Below are 14,751 nucleotides of genomic sequence, written 5' to 3' on the forward strand. Positions count from 1 at the left end.
CATATTTTATTCCTCTTGGTTATATTAATTGATTATATAACCTATAAGGAATTTACACACTTAGATGGACAGAGCCTATGGCCATGATGATTAAAAAGCAAACTCATTACCTAAGACTTTCTATTTTAGAACAAGTACAATTTGTTAAAAGATTGTTCTATATCTATGACTAAAAGCAGTTAATTCTAAAGTTCACAATCGTGTATTTACAGTTTATTTTATTCTCCTTCTAAATTTGCAACGGAACCAATTTGCAACAGAGCCACAAAAAAAGCCTGGCCTTAATGCCTATAATCAATCGGATTTAAAGTTGGCAGCTCCGGATTTTTCTTGCCATTTCTCTTAACATATTTTTTCCTAGTAAGCTTTAAAAAATCACTACATTCAGTGTTAAGTTTTTTCATATCTACTGCTTTGTTGCTATATAATGCACCTTCTATTGTCTTTATTATATTAACATAATCCGCTTTTTGTATTTTAGGATTTAGTTTAATTGCAGAATTAAAAATAATTGCTAAAGAAGCATTATGAGGAGCTTGCCAATTTTTATGAGCATAGTTTTGTAAAAAATCACGTAACTCTTTAGGAGATAGAGCCTCACCTAGCTTTAGTTTGCTGCTTGTTTGGCATTTTATCGATTTACTCTTATATGATTTAGATATTCTAAGCATTATTAGCCATAATATGGCAATTAATGTGATCAGAATTATGATTATGAGTTTGTATGATAGTTTACTATCATCACTCGATTTAAGAGCAATATCATTTGTTGAATCGGGAAAGTTTTTAAATTCAGTCAATGGTTTAGCATCACTTATTTCAGGAGAAAAAAATCCTACATTATCTGCAATCACTTCTATGATGCCATGATTAATGCTAGCAGTAGCCATTTCGTTGTTTTTTACATCCCACCAATTAATTTTGATTGGGGGTAAAGTTATTTTCCCAGTTTTTAATGGAATAATAGTATATGTTTCATTTCTAGAGCTAATAATTGACAATTTATCTACACTATCTTTTACCTCTGATTTATCAGTGTACACCTTATAATCTAAACCTTTTAGATTTTCTACACTAACGCGCGGAAGCTGGTTAGCAGTTATGCCAGTGCCAGATATTGTTATACTATACTGAATCGGCTTTCCTACCGCATAAGGGGTGGAGCTGCTCCATTTTCCTTCCATAGATATAGATTCAGCTGGTAACCATGGACTAACGCTACTTAATGGAGACTGTATAGTTAATGCTAACTCTGTGCTAGCTACCGTAAAAGCTTCGGATCGTGTAACGATTTTTGAATCATCTGAAAAATTATCAAATAATGAGTTTACACCAGCATCGGAAGTCTTACTGGTTTTGACCTCATTTAGTAAAAGGGTGCCTTTTATTTTTTGCGATGGTATAATTAAATTACCTGATTTTAGAGGAGTTATAATATAGCTTAATTCTACTACCTTAATACTAAGTCCATTATGCTTAGTGTCATAAATTTTATAACTACCCAAAGGTTTGATTATAGCATCCTTTATGACTAGAGGATCAAATTTAGTATCAGTTAAATCAATTTTAGTAAAAAGTTTGACCTGGTAAATGATTGGTTCATATAAATATGGATTATTTTTGGTCGTGCTTGATTCCACAAAAATATTATTATTTTTAATCGAGTTTATTGGAGCTATCTCTACAGCAGCAGCACGGACTGCTCCAGAAACTAAATAAGGAAAAATAATAATAAATATTAGTAACCTTTTCACCATGGATCGATAATTGATTGAGTTTGATTATTTTGCTGCTGTGATTCTAGATAAAATTGGTTCTTTAGAAAATTCTTATGATCATTTGGTATTTGGTTTAACCACTGATCAACCTCAATTTCTTTACCAAAACCTGAATTGTTTTTATTTTGAGGATCTAAATCCTTATCGCCTTTGTCTTTATCGCTTTTGTCTTTATCGCTTTTGTCTTTATCGCTTTTGTCCGTACTATCCTCATCTTCATTATCATCGCTCCCACCACCTCCTCCGCCTCCTAGGAGCTTGCCATCATCATTTTGTGTCTTTTTTTTCTTTTTATCTGTCTCTTTTTCTTTCTCTACTTTCACTAACATAAACTTAATGATTCCCAAATTATTCTTTGCCTTTAAATTATTTTGATCATATTCTAAAGCCTGTTTATAAGCCTCGATTGATTCATCTAACTTATCTTGCATGGCAAGTGCGTTACCCAAATTATATAATGAATTAGCTTGAACCTCTTGTCTTGTATTACTTCGGAAATACTTTTCTGCTTCTACAAAATTACCAGCCTTATAATACGCCACTCCTCGTTTATATGGATCATCAAACAGCATAGCAGCAGTATCAAAATCTTCTATCTCCTCTAATGATTTTTTAGCTTGTTGCTCTTTGCTTAAAAACATTTGATCTATGATGTCTACTCCCAAAGCTGATTGAGAGTGAGTTAGTAATACAAGTATTATAATTGGAAAAGAAAATCCCTTTTTAAACCATAATAAAATTACTAACATCACAGGGAAGACGAAAATATAAAATTCATCTTCCCATTGGCGACCACCTTGAGATAAAGTGTCTTTTTCTAAGAAATTATTACGCACATTAATTTCATCTAATATTTCTTGAGTATTATTATCTGAGTGATGAGTATCAAAATATTTTCCCATTCCTGCATTGCTTATATCTTGTAGCTTGCTTTTTTCTAACTTGGAAATTAATATTTGGCCATCACGCTGGATGAATTTTCCAGTCTCATCTATAAATTTCACACCTTGCTGGGTACCAATACCAAGAGTATGAGTTATTATATTTTTCTGTGCTAAGGTGCTAACTAGGTTTATAGAATCTATGTCTGTTATTCCTCCATCGGTTATAATCAAAATAGATTTATTAGTTCCTCGTTCAGAAGCTAACATTTGATCTGCTGTTTTTAAAGCTGCAAATAGTCTAGTTCCCTGAACATAAACCAGATCTGTACCAAGAACTGGTAATAGATGCCTTATGTTGCTCATATCGTCTGTAATGGTAGAAATTATGTGAGCATTAGCAGCAAATCCGATTAAACCTATTCGGACACCTTTGTTCAAATTTAGAATATCTTCAATTTCCTGACGAGCTCGCATTAGGCGCGAGGGTTTGATATCATCTGAATCCATTGATTTTGAAAGATCAAGTAAAATTAATAATGTTTTATCTTCTGTAAAATTTTCTATTTCTTTAAAATTCCATCTTGGGCAGGCCATGGCTGCCATTAAAAACAGCCATAATATTGATCCAAGTAGAACTGATCTGATCACTGATATATTACCAGTTAGAGAATTTTGTAACAAATGAGGTATGAGATGCTTATCAACAAAATTCTCTAATTTATCAATATTCGTGTTGCTGCGATAAACAAACAAATAAAGCAAACCAACTATAGGAATAACTATTACGCCCCAAAACCACATCGGATCAGCAAAATGAAATTGACTAAACTCCATAAACAAATCTCCTATATAGCGGAGATAAACATAACATTAAAAATAACAAACAAGCTACTCCTAGAGGATATCTGTATAAAGACGTAAATTGATATTCCTTAGTAGTTAAATCAATTTTTTCTAATTCATTAATCTTATTATATATTTTCTCTAATGTTTGATCTTCCCTAGCCACGAAATATTGGCCACCAGTAATATTTGCAATATCCTGCAGTAATTTTTCATCCATGCTTGTGTCTATCGTGGAAACTTTGCCATTTGCATCGGTAAAAGAAGCTGATCCTTGATTACCGATGCCTATGGTGTAGATACGAATATTATATTGTTTAGCAATTTCTGCTGCCTTAATGGGTGGGATACTACTTGATGTGTCTGCGCCATCAGTAAGCAAGATTAATATCTTAGAACCATCGGTACGATTACGTAATTCTCTCACCGCAATACCAATAGCATCACCAATAGCAGTCGATGGGCCAGCCATACCAGGCATAGCATTATTCAGCATTTGACTTAGACCAAAAGTATCAGACGTCATGGGCACTTGCAAATACGCTTGTTCTCCAAATAAAATCAAACCCAATCGGTCTCCCTGTCTTTGCTTAGTAAAATTTGTCACGACTTCTTTTGTACTATCAAGACGAGTCATCGATTTTTCTTTCTCAGCTGAATCTACAATATTCATAGAAAGAGAAATATCGACTGCCAACATTATATCATAACCTTTGCTATTAATGAGAAGTGACTGGTGTCGCCATATTGGACACATTACCGTAAGTACTAAAAAAAACCATAACAATGATAAAGTAATAATGAACCATTTTTTTGATTTAGGGTGATTTACATAGCGCCCAGCAAAGGCTTCATTTAATCTATTAGTATAAGGAAATAATAGTTCTGGCATCGTATCGTCGTTTGCATTTTTATTAGCAGGGAGTAGTGTCCAGGTAATTAAAGGTAGAGGGAGCAATAATACCATCCATGGCCAATTAAACGCAAACATCTAAACCACCCATTTTTTTGTTGCTTCAATCAAACGAGATAATTCTTTGAGTAGAATTTTGTTTCCATCATTTGGCGCAGCATAAACTGACTCGATTAAAAGCTTGCCATGTTTTTCCCAATCAAATTTATAATGATCATGTTGCCTTAGCCAACTAAGCCATGCGATGCCCTCAAGTCCAGCACATTCAATGCGTGAATATTTATACATTGCTAATCTGCGAATAATTTCCGAAAGCTTAATAGTCACATCTTGGGCCACAGGCGGGCTAAGTCTTTTTTGCATTTGCTCTAATTCTTCTAGTATTTTATATTGCCAAGTTTGCCTGTAGGCTCTCTTTCGCAAGAAACTTATTAGAAGTTTTATTAAAAGTAGAGTTATAATTATAATTAACGCCCACCATCCTGGAGCTAGTGGTAGCCAGTCAACAGAATCTACTCCATCTATATCTTGCAATTTCCCAAGCATCATATCATGGATTTGATTTGCAAGCTTTTTTTGAAGATCTTTGTTGTTAATTATCCCTTCCATTATCTCCTCCTGCGTACATTAGCTGAGATCTTCAGCCCATAAAACAAGTCGAAATAAATATCTCTATTAGTAAGTAAAGATATGTGATGAATACCTAAGTTAACCGACATATCGTATAATTTTAACGATCTATCTGTCCATTGTTTTTCATATAGCTTTCTACCAGCAACGCTGTCGGTATTAATATAGAGGCGCTGCATTTCATTAGAAGAAAATAATATATCTCCTGCAGGGTTAATACTTATGTCAGATGGGTCGTTTATAGACAATAACACTACTTGGCAATGAACACTCATATAACGTAATTGCTCGCTTAGTTTGTTGTCAATATTAATAAAATCACTAATAACAAAAACTATAGTACTAGGCGTGATAATTTTATTGGCAAATTCAATAGCTTTATCAAGAGGTATAACACCATTGCTGGTATCTGGTTTTTGACACAAAAGCTTTAGCATTCGCCACAAAGAACGTCTTGAACGAGTGGGACGTAAAAATTCCATTCCATTTTGCACATCACCAAACAATAAAGCACCAACTCTATTCATGTTTTTATTAGCGCACCACCCAATTAATGAAGCGCATCTTGCTGCTTGTACGGATTTAAATGTTCCTCGAGTTCCAAAGCACATTGTTGTATTCATATCCACAACAATCAAAACACTACGTTCCCTCTCTTCTGTAAATAATTTGATATGCGGAATGCCAGTGCGAGCTGTAACACGCCAATCTATTTTTCTGATATCATCACCAGGAACATATTGCCTTACTTCGGCAAATTCTAAGCCCTGACCACGAAATGATGAAAAATAATTACCACTAATCAGTGATTTTATCAGGCGATTTGATAGTAGCTTGAGATTGGTTTTAAGCTGTACCAGTTCATTAAAATCTGGATATAACATATGAAGCCTCAGGGAACTGCAACTACTTCCAACAAACGACTTATAATATCACGTCGTAATACATTGTTTGCCTCAGCTTCAAACGAAGGAGTAATACGATGCGACAAGATATAAGGGCAAAGCGTTTGAATATGATGTGGCGTTACATACTCATCTCCACGTAACCAAGCCAGAGATTTGGCGCAGCGAATCAAAGCCAAGGTGCCACGTGGAGAAGCGCCATACATAATCCATTTGGCTAATTGTGCATCATACTTAGCGGATTCACGTGTTGCAACAACCAAAGTGGCTATATAATTTCTTAAGCTATCACTGATATGTACTTGCGAGGCTTCTCTGCGTGCAGCAAAAATCTCTTCTTGAGTGGTTGTGACAATTGACTCTGAAGTTTGACCAGGATTCTGCCTTTTTTCATCTAAAGTAATAATTTGCAGCTCTTCCTCATATGAAGGGTAGTCTACGACCACATACATCAAAAAGCGATCCAATTGAGCCTCGGGCAAATTATGTGTTCCTTCTTGTTCAACGGGATTTTGGGTTGCAAGAACTACATATAATTCTGGTAATTTATAACTTTTATGACCAACCGTAACCTGCCTTTCTCCCATAGCTTCTAGTAAAGCTGATTGGACTTTTGCTGGGGCTCTATTGATCTCATCTGCTAGTACTATATTATTAAATATCGGTCCTTCTCTGAAAGTGAATTTACCAGTTTCATGAACATATATTTCTGTACCAATTATATCAGATGGTAGTAGATCAGGTGTAAATTGAATGCGATGAAAATCTCCTTCTACCGCTTCGGCGACAGATTTAGCTGCTGTAGTTTTAGCAAGACCAGGCATGCCCTCTATCAGCATATGACCATCGGCTAGCAAACAAACCAAAAGGTTCTCAATTAAGTCATTCTGCCCTACAATTTTTTTAGCAATTTCAGCTCTAATATTCACTAATTTTTGTCGAGCCGTGGGATTTTTATCTAGAGAAGAATGGTTTGGATTTCTGTCAATCATTTAACTCTACTTATGTAAATTTAAAATTAATTATTATTAAAATAAACTATATATAAATATATAGCAACCACTTATCACTTAACTTGAGGGTATAGACGCACTTTAAGGCCCAAATGGTTGTTCAACAGGTTCTGATACTGTCTTAACTGTCAAGCACTAAGTTTGGATTAAATGTAGTATTATTTTTTAATTACGCCAAAAACGGCGCTGTTGCAAGGTATTTACCTTATGCTAACAATTGTGGATGGTTCTTAAGCAAAAATGCGTTATTGTGAACAGTAATTAGGGTAAGAATTTTGTCGTATGTTGTGAAATAGAGCTAATTTTGAATGTATGTTCAAGCACTTAAATAGACTAAAACAAACCGCTGAGATACTTGATCTTACTAGCTGCTGAAATGGCGGAGAGAGAGGGATTCGAACCCTCGATAGAGATTGCTCCCTATACTCCCTTAGCAGGGGAGCGCCTTCGGCCACTCGGCCATCTCTCCAAAACCATGTTAGGTATAACATTTAATTTATTAGTTTTCCAGAATTATTTTACTGCCGAGGAAAATCCTGCTATAGTCGCTGGTATTACAAAAGTTTAGGTTAGTTCTTAATGAATAAGTTTATCAGTTTTTTTGCCATTTTATTAGCGCTTTCTGGGTGTTATGCCATAGGGACTAGTAGTAGCTACAATTCGGGATTTACCTGGGCTAGATCTGAGTCTAAACCGGTATATTTGAGTTTTGTAAATACAAAAACGACTCCGTTTTATTTTCTATTAAATCGTGACTCAAAACAAAAAGATTACAAATTAACGGTTCGTTGGAGTAATTCGAAAAAAGGAGACATACTTCATAATGGTTTTGATACAACATTGAAGTTCTTGGTTGATAAGTTAAAGATTCTAACCTTTAAACCGATATTGAGGCCAAAAGTTGTAGCATATAACATTAACTCCAGAACTCATGAAGAAGAAGTGGTTTTTTCAATTAGTGAAGAAGAATTTAGAGAAATAACTTATGCAAAATCTGTAACGGTAGAATTAACGGGTAGACACAATACTGTTATGGGAACGTTTAATCGCAGAAATACTTTTAAAGCCTTCAAAGAATTTATTGAAACTAGCTACTAGAAATTATTGTTCGCAAGTTCAATTTAACCAAGCGATTGGTAAACATATTCGCTTAGGATTTGCATTAACCTTTTAAGGAAAATCTATTAAGCAAAATCCATAATAAAATACTCGAGTTTACAAATGAAATTTTTATCTAATTACCAAAAAGGAGCGCTATACGCAATTACTTCTGGCCTTTGTTATAGCCTTCTTGGATATTTTGGTGTTACTATTATGCAAGCTGGATCATCAGTTTTTAATATGTTATTTTGGCGCTTTCTAATATCCGCCTTATTTGCGCTAATAATATTAATACCAAAATATAAAACTATTTTACTGTCACCAAAAGCTATCCTTAAAGTGTTGATAAGCGGAATGGCTTTTTATGGCACTTCCTCAATAGCTTTTTTTATGGCCAGCGTTTATATAGGCACAGGACTCGCTATGGTGATATTTTTCATCTACCCGGCTATAGTAATGATAGTTAATATTGTTTTTTATAAAGCTCCATTTAGTAAAATTTATTGCGTGGCTTTTTTAATTATTATAATAGGGCTGACACTTTTAGTAGATATGCAAGATTTTGCATTAGATATTATAGGTGTTGGTTTAGGGATAGCTACAGCAATATTTTATGCTATATATATGGTCATGAGTGAGAAAGTTGAGGTTCATCCAATATTATCTACTTTGATGGTTTCAATAGGCTGTATGATTACGTGCTTTATATCTTCTCTAGTTGATTCTAGCTTTAGTGTACCAAGTGGTTTGAATAACTGGTTTAACATAATAGGTATAGGGCTTATTTGTACAGCGGTACCTATTTTGCTATTACTACAAGCTTTGAAGTATATTGATGCTGAAAAGGCCTCTACATTATCTGTTCTAGAACCAGTATTTGTGTTAATATTGGGCATTATTTTGCTTGACGAAAAAGTAACATCTACGCAGATATTGGGCACAATAATAGTTTTATCTGGCGCTTTAATGGTATTGTTTCACAATGTTCCAAAAACTAAATATTGACTACAATGCCAGGTAAATACGATGTAATTATAATAGGAGCAGGTGCTGCTGGCTTAATGGCAGCGATTCGTTCTGGGCAAAAAGGAAAACGAGTCTTAGTTGTTGAGCATACAAATAAAATTGGTGAAAAGATCAGAATCTCTGGCGGTGGCAGATGCAATTTTACCAATTTATATACTAGTAATCATAACTTTATAAGCCAAAATCCTCATTTTGTTAAATCCGCACTTTCGCAATATACTCAGCATGATTTTATCAATCTAGTTGAGTCTTACAAAATTGCGTATCATGAAAAAACTTTAGGGCAATTGTTTTGTGATGGGTCTTCAAGCCAAATTATCAACATGTTTATTGATTTATGCACAAAATACCAAGTTGATATAAGGCTATCGTGTAACGTTAAAGATGTTTTTAAGAATGATTATTTCAAAATTGAATCAGATCAAGGGGATTTTATTGGCGATACTCTTGTTATTGCTACAGGTGGGTTGTCGATTCCAAAAATAGGGGCAAGTGACTTTGGTTATCGTGTTGCCAAAAAATTTGGCCTTAATATTGTTTCAACTAAGCCTGCTCTAGTGCCTCTTATCGTTCCAGATGAGCAAAAGAAATTGTTCAACGAACTTAGAGGAATCTCTAACCATTCAATAGTAACTTATAAAGATACTTCTTTTACGGAAAACATATTATTTACTCATAAAGGTCTGAGTGGGCCAGCAATTCTTCAAATTTCATCATATTTAAATAAATTTGATGATGAAAAAATATCGATTAATTTGTTGCCAAACCTTAACCTTGAGAACATGTTTGCTGCTGATAAAAACAACAAGCAAACTCTTGCTAATTATCTCAAGGTTTACTTAACAAATCGATTGGTTGATAATTTTTCTCTGGGAAATTCAGACTTTAATAAAACTATTACTGACCTTACTAAAGAAAAGTTATCGTATATAGCAAAATTCATCCATAATTTTCAAGTGCCAATAAGCGATAGCGAAGGATATCTTAAAGCAGAAGTTACCTCTGGCGGTGTGGATACACGAGAATTATCTTCAAAAACTATGGAATCAATTAAAGTCCCAGGCTTGTTCTTTGTAGGTGAAGTGGTAGATGTGACAGGATGGCTTGGCGGCTACAACTTTCAATGGGCTTGGTCATCTGGCTTTGTTGCAGCGAATAGCTTTAAATAGTTTTCCTGTAGTGGATTTGGCTATTTGTTATTATCCCACTTTAAACACATGACAAATTCTTCTACATGATCATATCCTAATGGCCAGCAACAGCTAGAATTAGGCTTTGTCTCACATACGAAAGTTGATCCCATACCGTTGTCACCTAACTGGTGAACGCCATTAACCACTGGTCCGCATTGCTCTTGCCAAGCAACAGAGTATTTGGCGGTATTACCTTTAATATCCCATTTTGTTAGGCAGTTCTTGCTAATATTACAATTTACTTTGTTTGCAAATGATTTTATGACCTTCTTGATGACAAGATTTTCTTCATCCCCTACTTGGACGTTATCGTAATATTGTATACCATCAGCTGGCTTATCTGAATTAGGCATTTTAATTATTGTGAATAATGCCCCAGCTATTAGTAACAAATAAGCTAAAGCAAGCATAAATTTTCTAGTAGATTCCATAGACGCCTTAATTAAATCAAATATTTTTTAAGTAGTGTAAATTAAAGTTTACATGCTAGCAAAGAGAACAAAGATAATTATAAAAAAAATAATTTTAGTGTGATTAGGTAGCTTATCTCAGTATTCTACTTTTTTAGATATCAAAATCGAATTTGCTATCAATATATGGTTCTCTGATTAGGGTAAATTGCCACCAAAACTTTTCATTTGGAACAAACCCATGGTTTTGCATAGTTTCTCTTAAGAGTTTACGATGAGCTTGAGCCTCTTGAGGAATTGTAGTGTTTGAATATGAAGATAATGGGTCGAAAGTATCGTATGAAGTGCCCATTTCGGCTGTACCATCGTTTAAATAGATAAGATCTTTTTGATCTTTATACGATCTCTTTTGTTGTTTACAGGGGGTTGTTAACTTATCTCTAAGTGAAATAATACTAACGTCTACTGTGCTGCCACGAACATGAGCATATTTAGCTTCGATATATCCTGCTTCTTTTATCGCTGTTTTTGTAAGATTCGGATAGTAACTATCTTTAGTATCAATGCTCTGTTCTTGTAGCCAGGAATTGAATTTTTCTTGAGATTTGAGAGGATGGTATGCATCGTAAACCACAAGAGCGTAGCCATGCATCACTAAGTCTTCTTGAACGTTCCTTAAAGCCGCGGCTGCATCAAGTGTAACTACGGCCCTTCCTTTGCTACATCCGGCTATTGGTACTCCAGTAAAATTCTCATTCTGATGATATTTGAGATTAATTAGTATAGATGGGTCGATATCGCTTAAATAAACAAAACCACCTTCAAGTTGTCGGTCTGTTTTTGGGTCTGCGTTGTTACCTAACGATATTGTGGTAAAAAAAATAATCAATAGGGCAATAAGGCTAAAGTTCACAATTAGCGATACAAAATATTTATCTGGTATGTTATTTGAAATGCCATTTTGTAAACCTCGGTTGTAGTTATTTATAAACATATACTGCTTATCTTCAATCTGATTAGGCTTATTTGATTTGGAGTTTGGTAGAAATAGTAACATAATCCTTACTTTGTATAATTTTTCAGTATTGAGAGTAAAGGGTAATGGTAACTTATTACAGAAAAATTAACAAAAACCGAAGTAGTATATTTAAGAAGAGTTACATAAAGTGCTGCTTACCTAAAATTTGCAGCATAGCTCTTTTTAGGGGTTTTAGGTTCTTTTGGCTTAATGACTTCATAAGTTAAAGCTTTTTTGTTGGCAAAAGCAATGGCTTGCTCAAGAGTTGGAAAAAAAATCTTTAATTCGTTATACATATCAACTGAAGAAGTTCTGCCTTGCGTCGATTCCTTAAATTTGCAATTAGGCTGTTTGACAAACTCTAGTAACCATTTATTATTACCATTTGCTGATTGCATTGATGATTTGGTAGGTTTGAGAATTCTAACTTGCATGTGAAAAACAAATAATGTTTAATTAATCAAAAACAATTTTATCCTATGACCCAATCTAAAGCTATTGAAAAAATGAGTTTTGAGTCGGCGCTTGCCGAACTTGAAGAAATTGTAAGAAAAATTGATACAGGTCAGGAAGATCTTGCAAACGCTGTTGAGAGTTTTGAACGTGGAGTATTGCTCAAGAAACACTGTGAGTCCATGCTAAAAAATGCTAAATTAAAGATCGAGAAAATAACAAACGCAACTGATACTGAAGTGCAAACTGTTGAGGTTGACCTTTAGTGCTTGTTAATAGCTTCTTAAAAATAAAATTAATTGCTATAGTTTCTTTAGCACTTACCACTATCACCATAGCCAATATTATTGGTAGCTACTTAGTGTTGCCTGGAAGACTTGCAGAGAAGAAGATAGTTATCATTAAATCTGGTAGTTCTACTCATAAAATTAGTATAATTCTTGAGCAGGATGGTATAATCCAACATAGAATTCTATTTGAGTTTATTAGTAAGTTGTATGGGTTCTATAAACCCCTCAAAAGCGGTGAGTACGAGTTTACGAAAGCTATATCTCCCTATCAAGTTCTCACAAAGCTTGCCAGTGGAAAATCAGTGGTTCACAGACTTACTATTGCTGAGGGGCAAACAGTTAGTGAAATTATTACAAAAATAAATGCCGAAGATCGGCTATTTGGGCAAATTAATCTTAATATCCCAGAAGGCTATCTCATGCCTTCAACTTATTTTTATACATATGGTGATTTGCGTGAAAAAATTATTGATGAAATGCGCCGCGGTATGTCAAAAGCTCTAGATTCTGTGATGCTAAAACTTAAAGAAGATTCGCCTTTAAAGACTAGGAAAGATGTACTTATTTTTGCTTCGATAGTCGAAAAAGAAGCTGGTAATGAAAAAGAGCGTCCTCTTATAGCAGGAGTTTTTATTAATCGCTTGAGGAAAGGGATAAAGCTTCAAGCTGATCCAACAGTGATCTATGCTGTGACTGAGGGGAAATATAAGTTGAATCGTGCCTTATCACGCGCAGATTTACAAATTGATTCAAAATATAATACATACAAAATAGTGGGACTTCCACCAGGTCCAATTTCTTGTCCTGGGGTTGCATCACTTGAGGCATCTGTTTTACCAGCAAAAACTGATGCGCTATATTTTGTTGTTGATGGTAGTGGTGGACATAACTTTTCTAGTACACTTCAAGAGCATAATATGCATGTTCAGAGATTTAGACAGCGGGTGAAGGAGCAAGAAATCAAAAAATAATATAAACTCTTATCAATTACCTATGATAATAAAACAATATTAGGAATAGGGGAATATACTGTTGAAAATTAAAAAAGCAGGATAAGGAATGAAGTATCACATTGAATTGGAAAAAGCTCTCAATATAGGTAATCAAAATCTAGTTATTAGGTTAATAGATGGAATGCCACAGACAGAAGTAAAATTCAAGTTGCTTAAAATGATAGTAAGGCATAACGCTGATTTTGCTTTGAAGAAAGTTATAGAAAGAACAAATTCTGATGATCAATTAATAGGAAAAGAAGGTTTTACCATTTTGCATTATGCAGTATTAAATGCAAATAGTGATACTGTGGCATTAATAATGGAGAAATTTCCGTGGATTGTGATAAAGCAGACAAGTTCTGGTTTTAATGCACTACATTTTGCAGTGAGAACAGGAAACAAAGACACTATTTATGTACTAGTTGAGAATAATCCTGAATTACTCGCTTTAACTAATGCAAACGATAAAAATCCGATTCAGCTTGGTCTTCAGGAGTCACCAGTTGCTTTAAAGTACTTACTTAAAGCTATGACAGATATTAATTCAGATAGAAGTAATATTTACACAAAGCTTATTGAGTATAACGTCAACCCTAAAGTAGAGAAAATTCAATCTATACTCAATAAATTAAATATAACAAATACTACTATAACAATTTCAGAGAGCGATAATACTTCCATAAGTACTGTTTCCGTAGAAAGTACAAATAAACAATTTTCTATTTTAGATAAACAAAAAGCTTTAGAATTGCTTGGATTAATTGAAGATGATTTGAGTGATGGATAAAAACGTAACTTAATCTTATGCCATACGGCGCTGTTGCAAATGTAGAAATAGAATAATACCACGCCCTTAAATTTGCAACAGAGCCATAATTAGAGCCTTCAATAGCGCGGCTATGGAGCGCGAGGCTTTAAGAAAAATCAATTTAATTTTTGGAGAAAGGATTATGAAAGATGGTAATGCAGGTAACGATGTAGAATTCGCTGGTGGTAATATGCCAGTAATAGCTCATGGTGGTAATATGCCAGTAATAGCTCATGGTGGTAATATGCCAGTAATAGCGGGTCATTTAGAAGTTCATGCATTGGGTGATGCACCTAATGGTGATAACGTTGAAGATCTATAAAACTTCCAAGAAATTAGCTCAGCTAATTGAGTTGACAGCCTAACAGGGTATTTTAAAAAGCCTTTAGCATGATGTTTAATAACAAATGGAGACTTTCCATCTATTTGTGTAAATTCGATTATAGGCACTTAAATTCTCCCTTCGAATTTGATCATAAAATGAGCCATAG

At 34.2% G+C, this 14,751-nt stretch carries 16 protein-coding genes and 1 tRNA gene; 7 read left to right on the top strand and 10 right to left on the bottom strand.

Going from position 1 to position 14,751, the window contains the following annotated elements; translation table 11 throughout:
• Positions 1-281 precede the first annotated feature (281 nt).
• From Megvenef_RS02320 to Megvenef_RS02350, 7 genes are all read right to left on the bottom strand, one after another.
• Positions 282-1,757 carry a BatD family protein gene (locus Megvenef_RS02320; RefSeq protein WP_322776389.1) on the bottom strand — a complete coding sequence of 492 codons (1,476 nt, stop codon included), beginning with the start codon at positions 1,755-1,757 and terminating at the stop codon, positions 282-284.
• Positions 1,751-3,496 carry a vWA domain-containing protein gene (locus Megvenef_RS02325; protein ID WP_322776390.1) on the bottom strand — a complete coding sequence of 582 codons (1,746 nt, stop codon included), beginning with the start codon at positions 3,494-3,496 and terminating at the stop codon, positions 1,751-1,753. The genes Megvenef_RS02320 and Megvenef_RS02325 overlap by 7 nt, the downstream gene beginning before the upstream one ends.
• Positions 3,486-4,496 (bottom strand): vWA domain-containing protein, encoded by a 1,011-nt coding sequence (locus Megvenef_RS02330; RefSeq protein ID WP_322776391.1) that lies wholly within the window; start codon positions 4,494-4,496, stop codon positions 3,486-3,488. The genes Megvenef_RS02325 and Megvenef_RS02330 overlap by 11 nt, the downstream gene beginning before the upstream one ends.
• Positions 4,497-5,027: a DUF4381 domain-containing protein gene (locus tag Megvenef_RS02335; protein WP_322776392.1), complete on the bottom strand. Its 531-nt coding sequence runs from the start codon at positions 5,025-5,027 to the stop codon at positions 4,497-4,499.
• On the bottom strand, positions 5,027-5,932 hold the full coding sequence (locus Megvenef_RS02340) for a DUF58 domain-containing protein (RefSeq protein WP_322776393.1): 906 nt from the start codon (positions 5,930-5,932) through the stop codon (positions 5,027-5,029). Before Megvenef_RS02340 ends, Megvenef_RS02335 begins: the two co-directional genes overlap by 1 nt.
• 8 nt (positions 5,933-5,940) lie before the next feature.
• Positions 5,941-6,945, bottom strand: a complete 1,005-nt coding sequence (locus Megvenef_RS02345; protein WP_322776394.1) for an AAA family ATPase — start codon at positions 6,943-6,945, stop codon at positions 5,941-5,943.
• 398 nt (positions 6,946-7,343) lie between these two features.
• A tRNA-Ser gene (locus Megvenef_RS02350) sits at positions 7,344-7,435 on the bottom strand.
• Between the two features lie 110 nt (positions 7,436-7,545).
• On the opposite strand from Megvenef_RS02350, the gene Megvenef_RS02355 reads away from it, so the two are divergent.
• The 3 genes from Megvenef_RS02355 to Megvenef_RS02365 all read left to right on the top strand — a co-directional run bounded on the left by Megvenef_RS02355 (position 7,546) and on the right by Megvenef_RS02365 (position 10,262).
• Complete coding sequence (locus tag Megvenef_RS02355; protein WP_322776395.1) at positions 7,546-8,064, top strand: hypothetical protein; 519 nt, start codon at positions 7,546-7,548, stop codon at positions 8,062-8,064.
• A gap of 123 nt (positions 8,065-8,187) precedes the next feature.
• Positions 8,188-9,072, top strand: a complete 885-nt coding sequence (locus Megvenef_RS02360; protein WP_322776396.1) for a DMT family transporter — start codon at positions 8,188-8,190, stop codon at positions 9,070-9,072.
• 5 nt (positions 9,073-9,077) lie between these two features.
• Positions 9,078-10,262 carry a BaiN/RdsA family NAD(P)/FAD-dependent oxidoreductase gene (locus tag Megvenef_RS02365; RefSeq protein ID WP_322776397.1) on the top strand — a complete coding sequence of 395 codons (1,185 nt, stop codon included), beginning with the start codon at positions 9,078-9,080 and terminating at the stop codon, positions 10,260-10,262.
• Positions 10,263-10,282: 20 nt separating this feature from the next.
• Here the strand turns inward: Megvenef_RS02365 and Megvenef_RS02370 are convergent, their stop codons facing one another.
• The 3 genes from Megvenef_RS02370 to Megvenef_RS02380 all read right to left on the bottom strand — a co-directional run bounded on the left by Megvenef_RS02370 (position 10,283) and on the right by Megvenef_RS02380 (position 12,148).
• Positions 10,283-10,717, bottom strand: a complete 435-nt coding sequence (locus Megvenef_RS02370) for a hypothetical protein (protein WP_322776398.1) — start codon at positions 10,715-10,717, stop codon at positions 10,283-10,285.
• A 133-nt stretch (positions 10,718-10,850) separates the two neighbouring features.
• Entirely contained in the window at positions 10,851-11,753 is a 903-nt protein-coding gene (locus tag Megvenef_RS02375) for a M15 family metallopeptidase (protein WP_322776399.1), read from the bottom strand.
• 116 nt (positions 11,754-11,869) lie between these two features.
• Entirely contained in the window at positions 11,870-12,148 is a 279-nt protein-coding gene (locus Megvenef_RS02380; RefSeq protein WP_322776400.1) for an NADH dehydrogenase ubiquinone Fe-S protein 4, read from the bottom strand.
• A gap of 45 nt (positions 12,149-12,193) precedes the next feature.
• Between Megvenef_RS02380 and Megvenef_RS02385 the strand changes: the two genes are divergently transcribed.
• From Megvenef_RS02385 to Megvenef_RS02400, 4 genes are all read left to right on the top strand, one after another.
• Entirely contained in the window at positions 12,194-12,433 is a 240-nt protein-coding gene (locus Megvenef_RS02385; RefSeq protein WP_322776401.1) for an exodeoxyribonuclease VII small subunit, read from the top strand.
• Positions 12,433-13,428: an endolytic transglycosylase MltG gene (gene mltG / locus Megvenef_RS02390; RefSeq protein ID WP_322776402.1), complete on the top strand. Its 996-nt coding sequence runs from the start codon at positions 12,433-12,435 to the stop codon at positions 13,426-13,428. The genes Megvenef_RS02385 and mltG overlap by 1 nt, the downstream gene beginning before the upstream one ends.
• 88 nt (positions 13,429-13,516) lie before the next feature.
• Positions 13,517-14,239, top strand: a complete 723-nt coding sequence (locus tag Megvenef_RS02395; protein ID WP_322776403.1) for an ankyrin repeat domain-containing protein — start codon at positions 13,517-13,519, stop codon at positions 14,237-14,239.
• A 163-nt stretch (positions 14,240-14,402) separates the two neighbouring features.
• On the top strand, positions 14,403-14,582 hold the full coding sequence (locus Megvenef_RS02400) for a hypothetical protein (protein WP_322776404.1): 180 nt from the start codon (positions 14,403-14,405) through the stop codon (positions 14,580-14,582).
• Positions 14,583-14,751: the final 169 nt, after the last annotated feature.

Origin of the sequence: Candidatus Megaera venefica (assembly GCF_034554655.1) — a bacterium.
GTDB classification, from domain to species: domain Bacteria; phylum Pseudomonadota; class Alphaproteobacteria; order Rickettsiales; family Rickettsiaceae; genus Megaera_A; species Megaera_A venefica.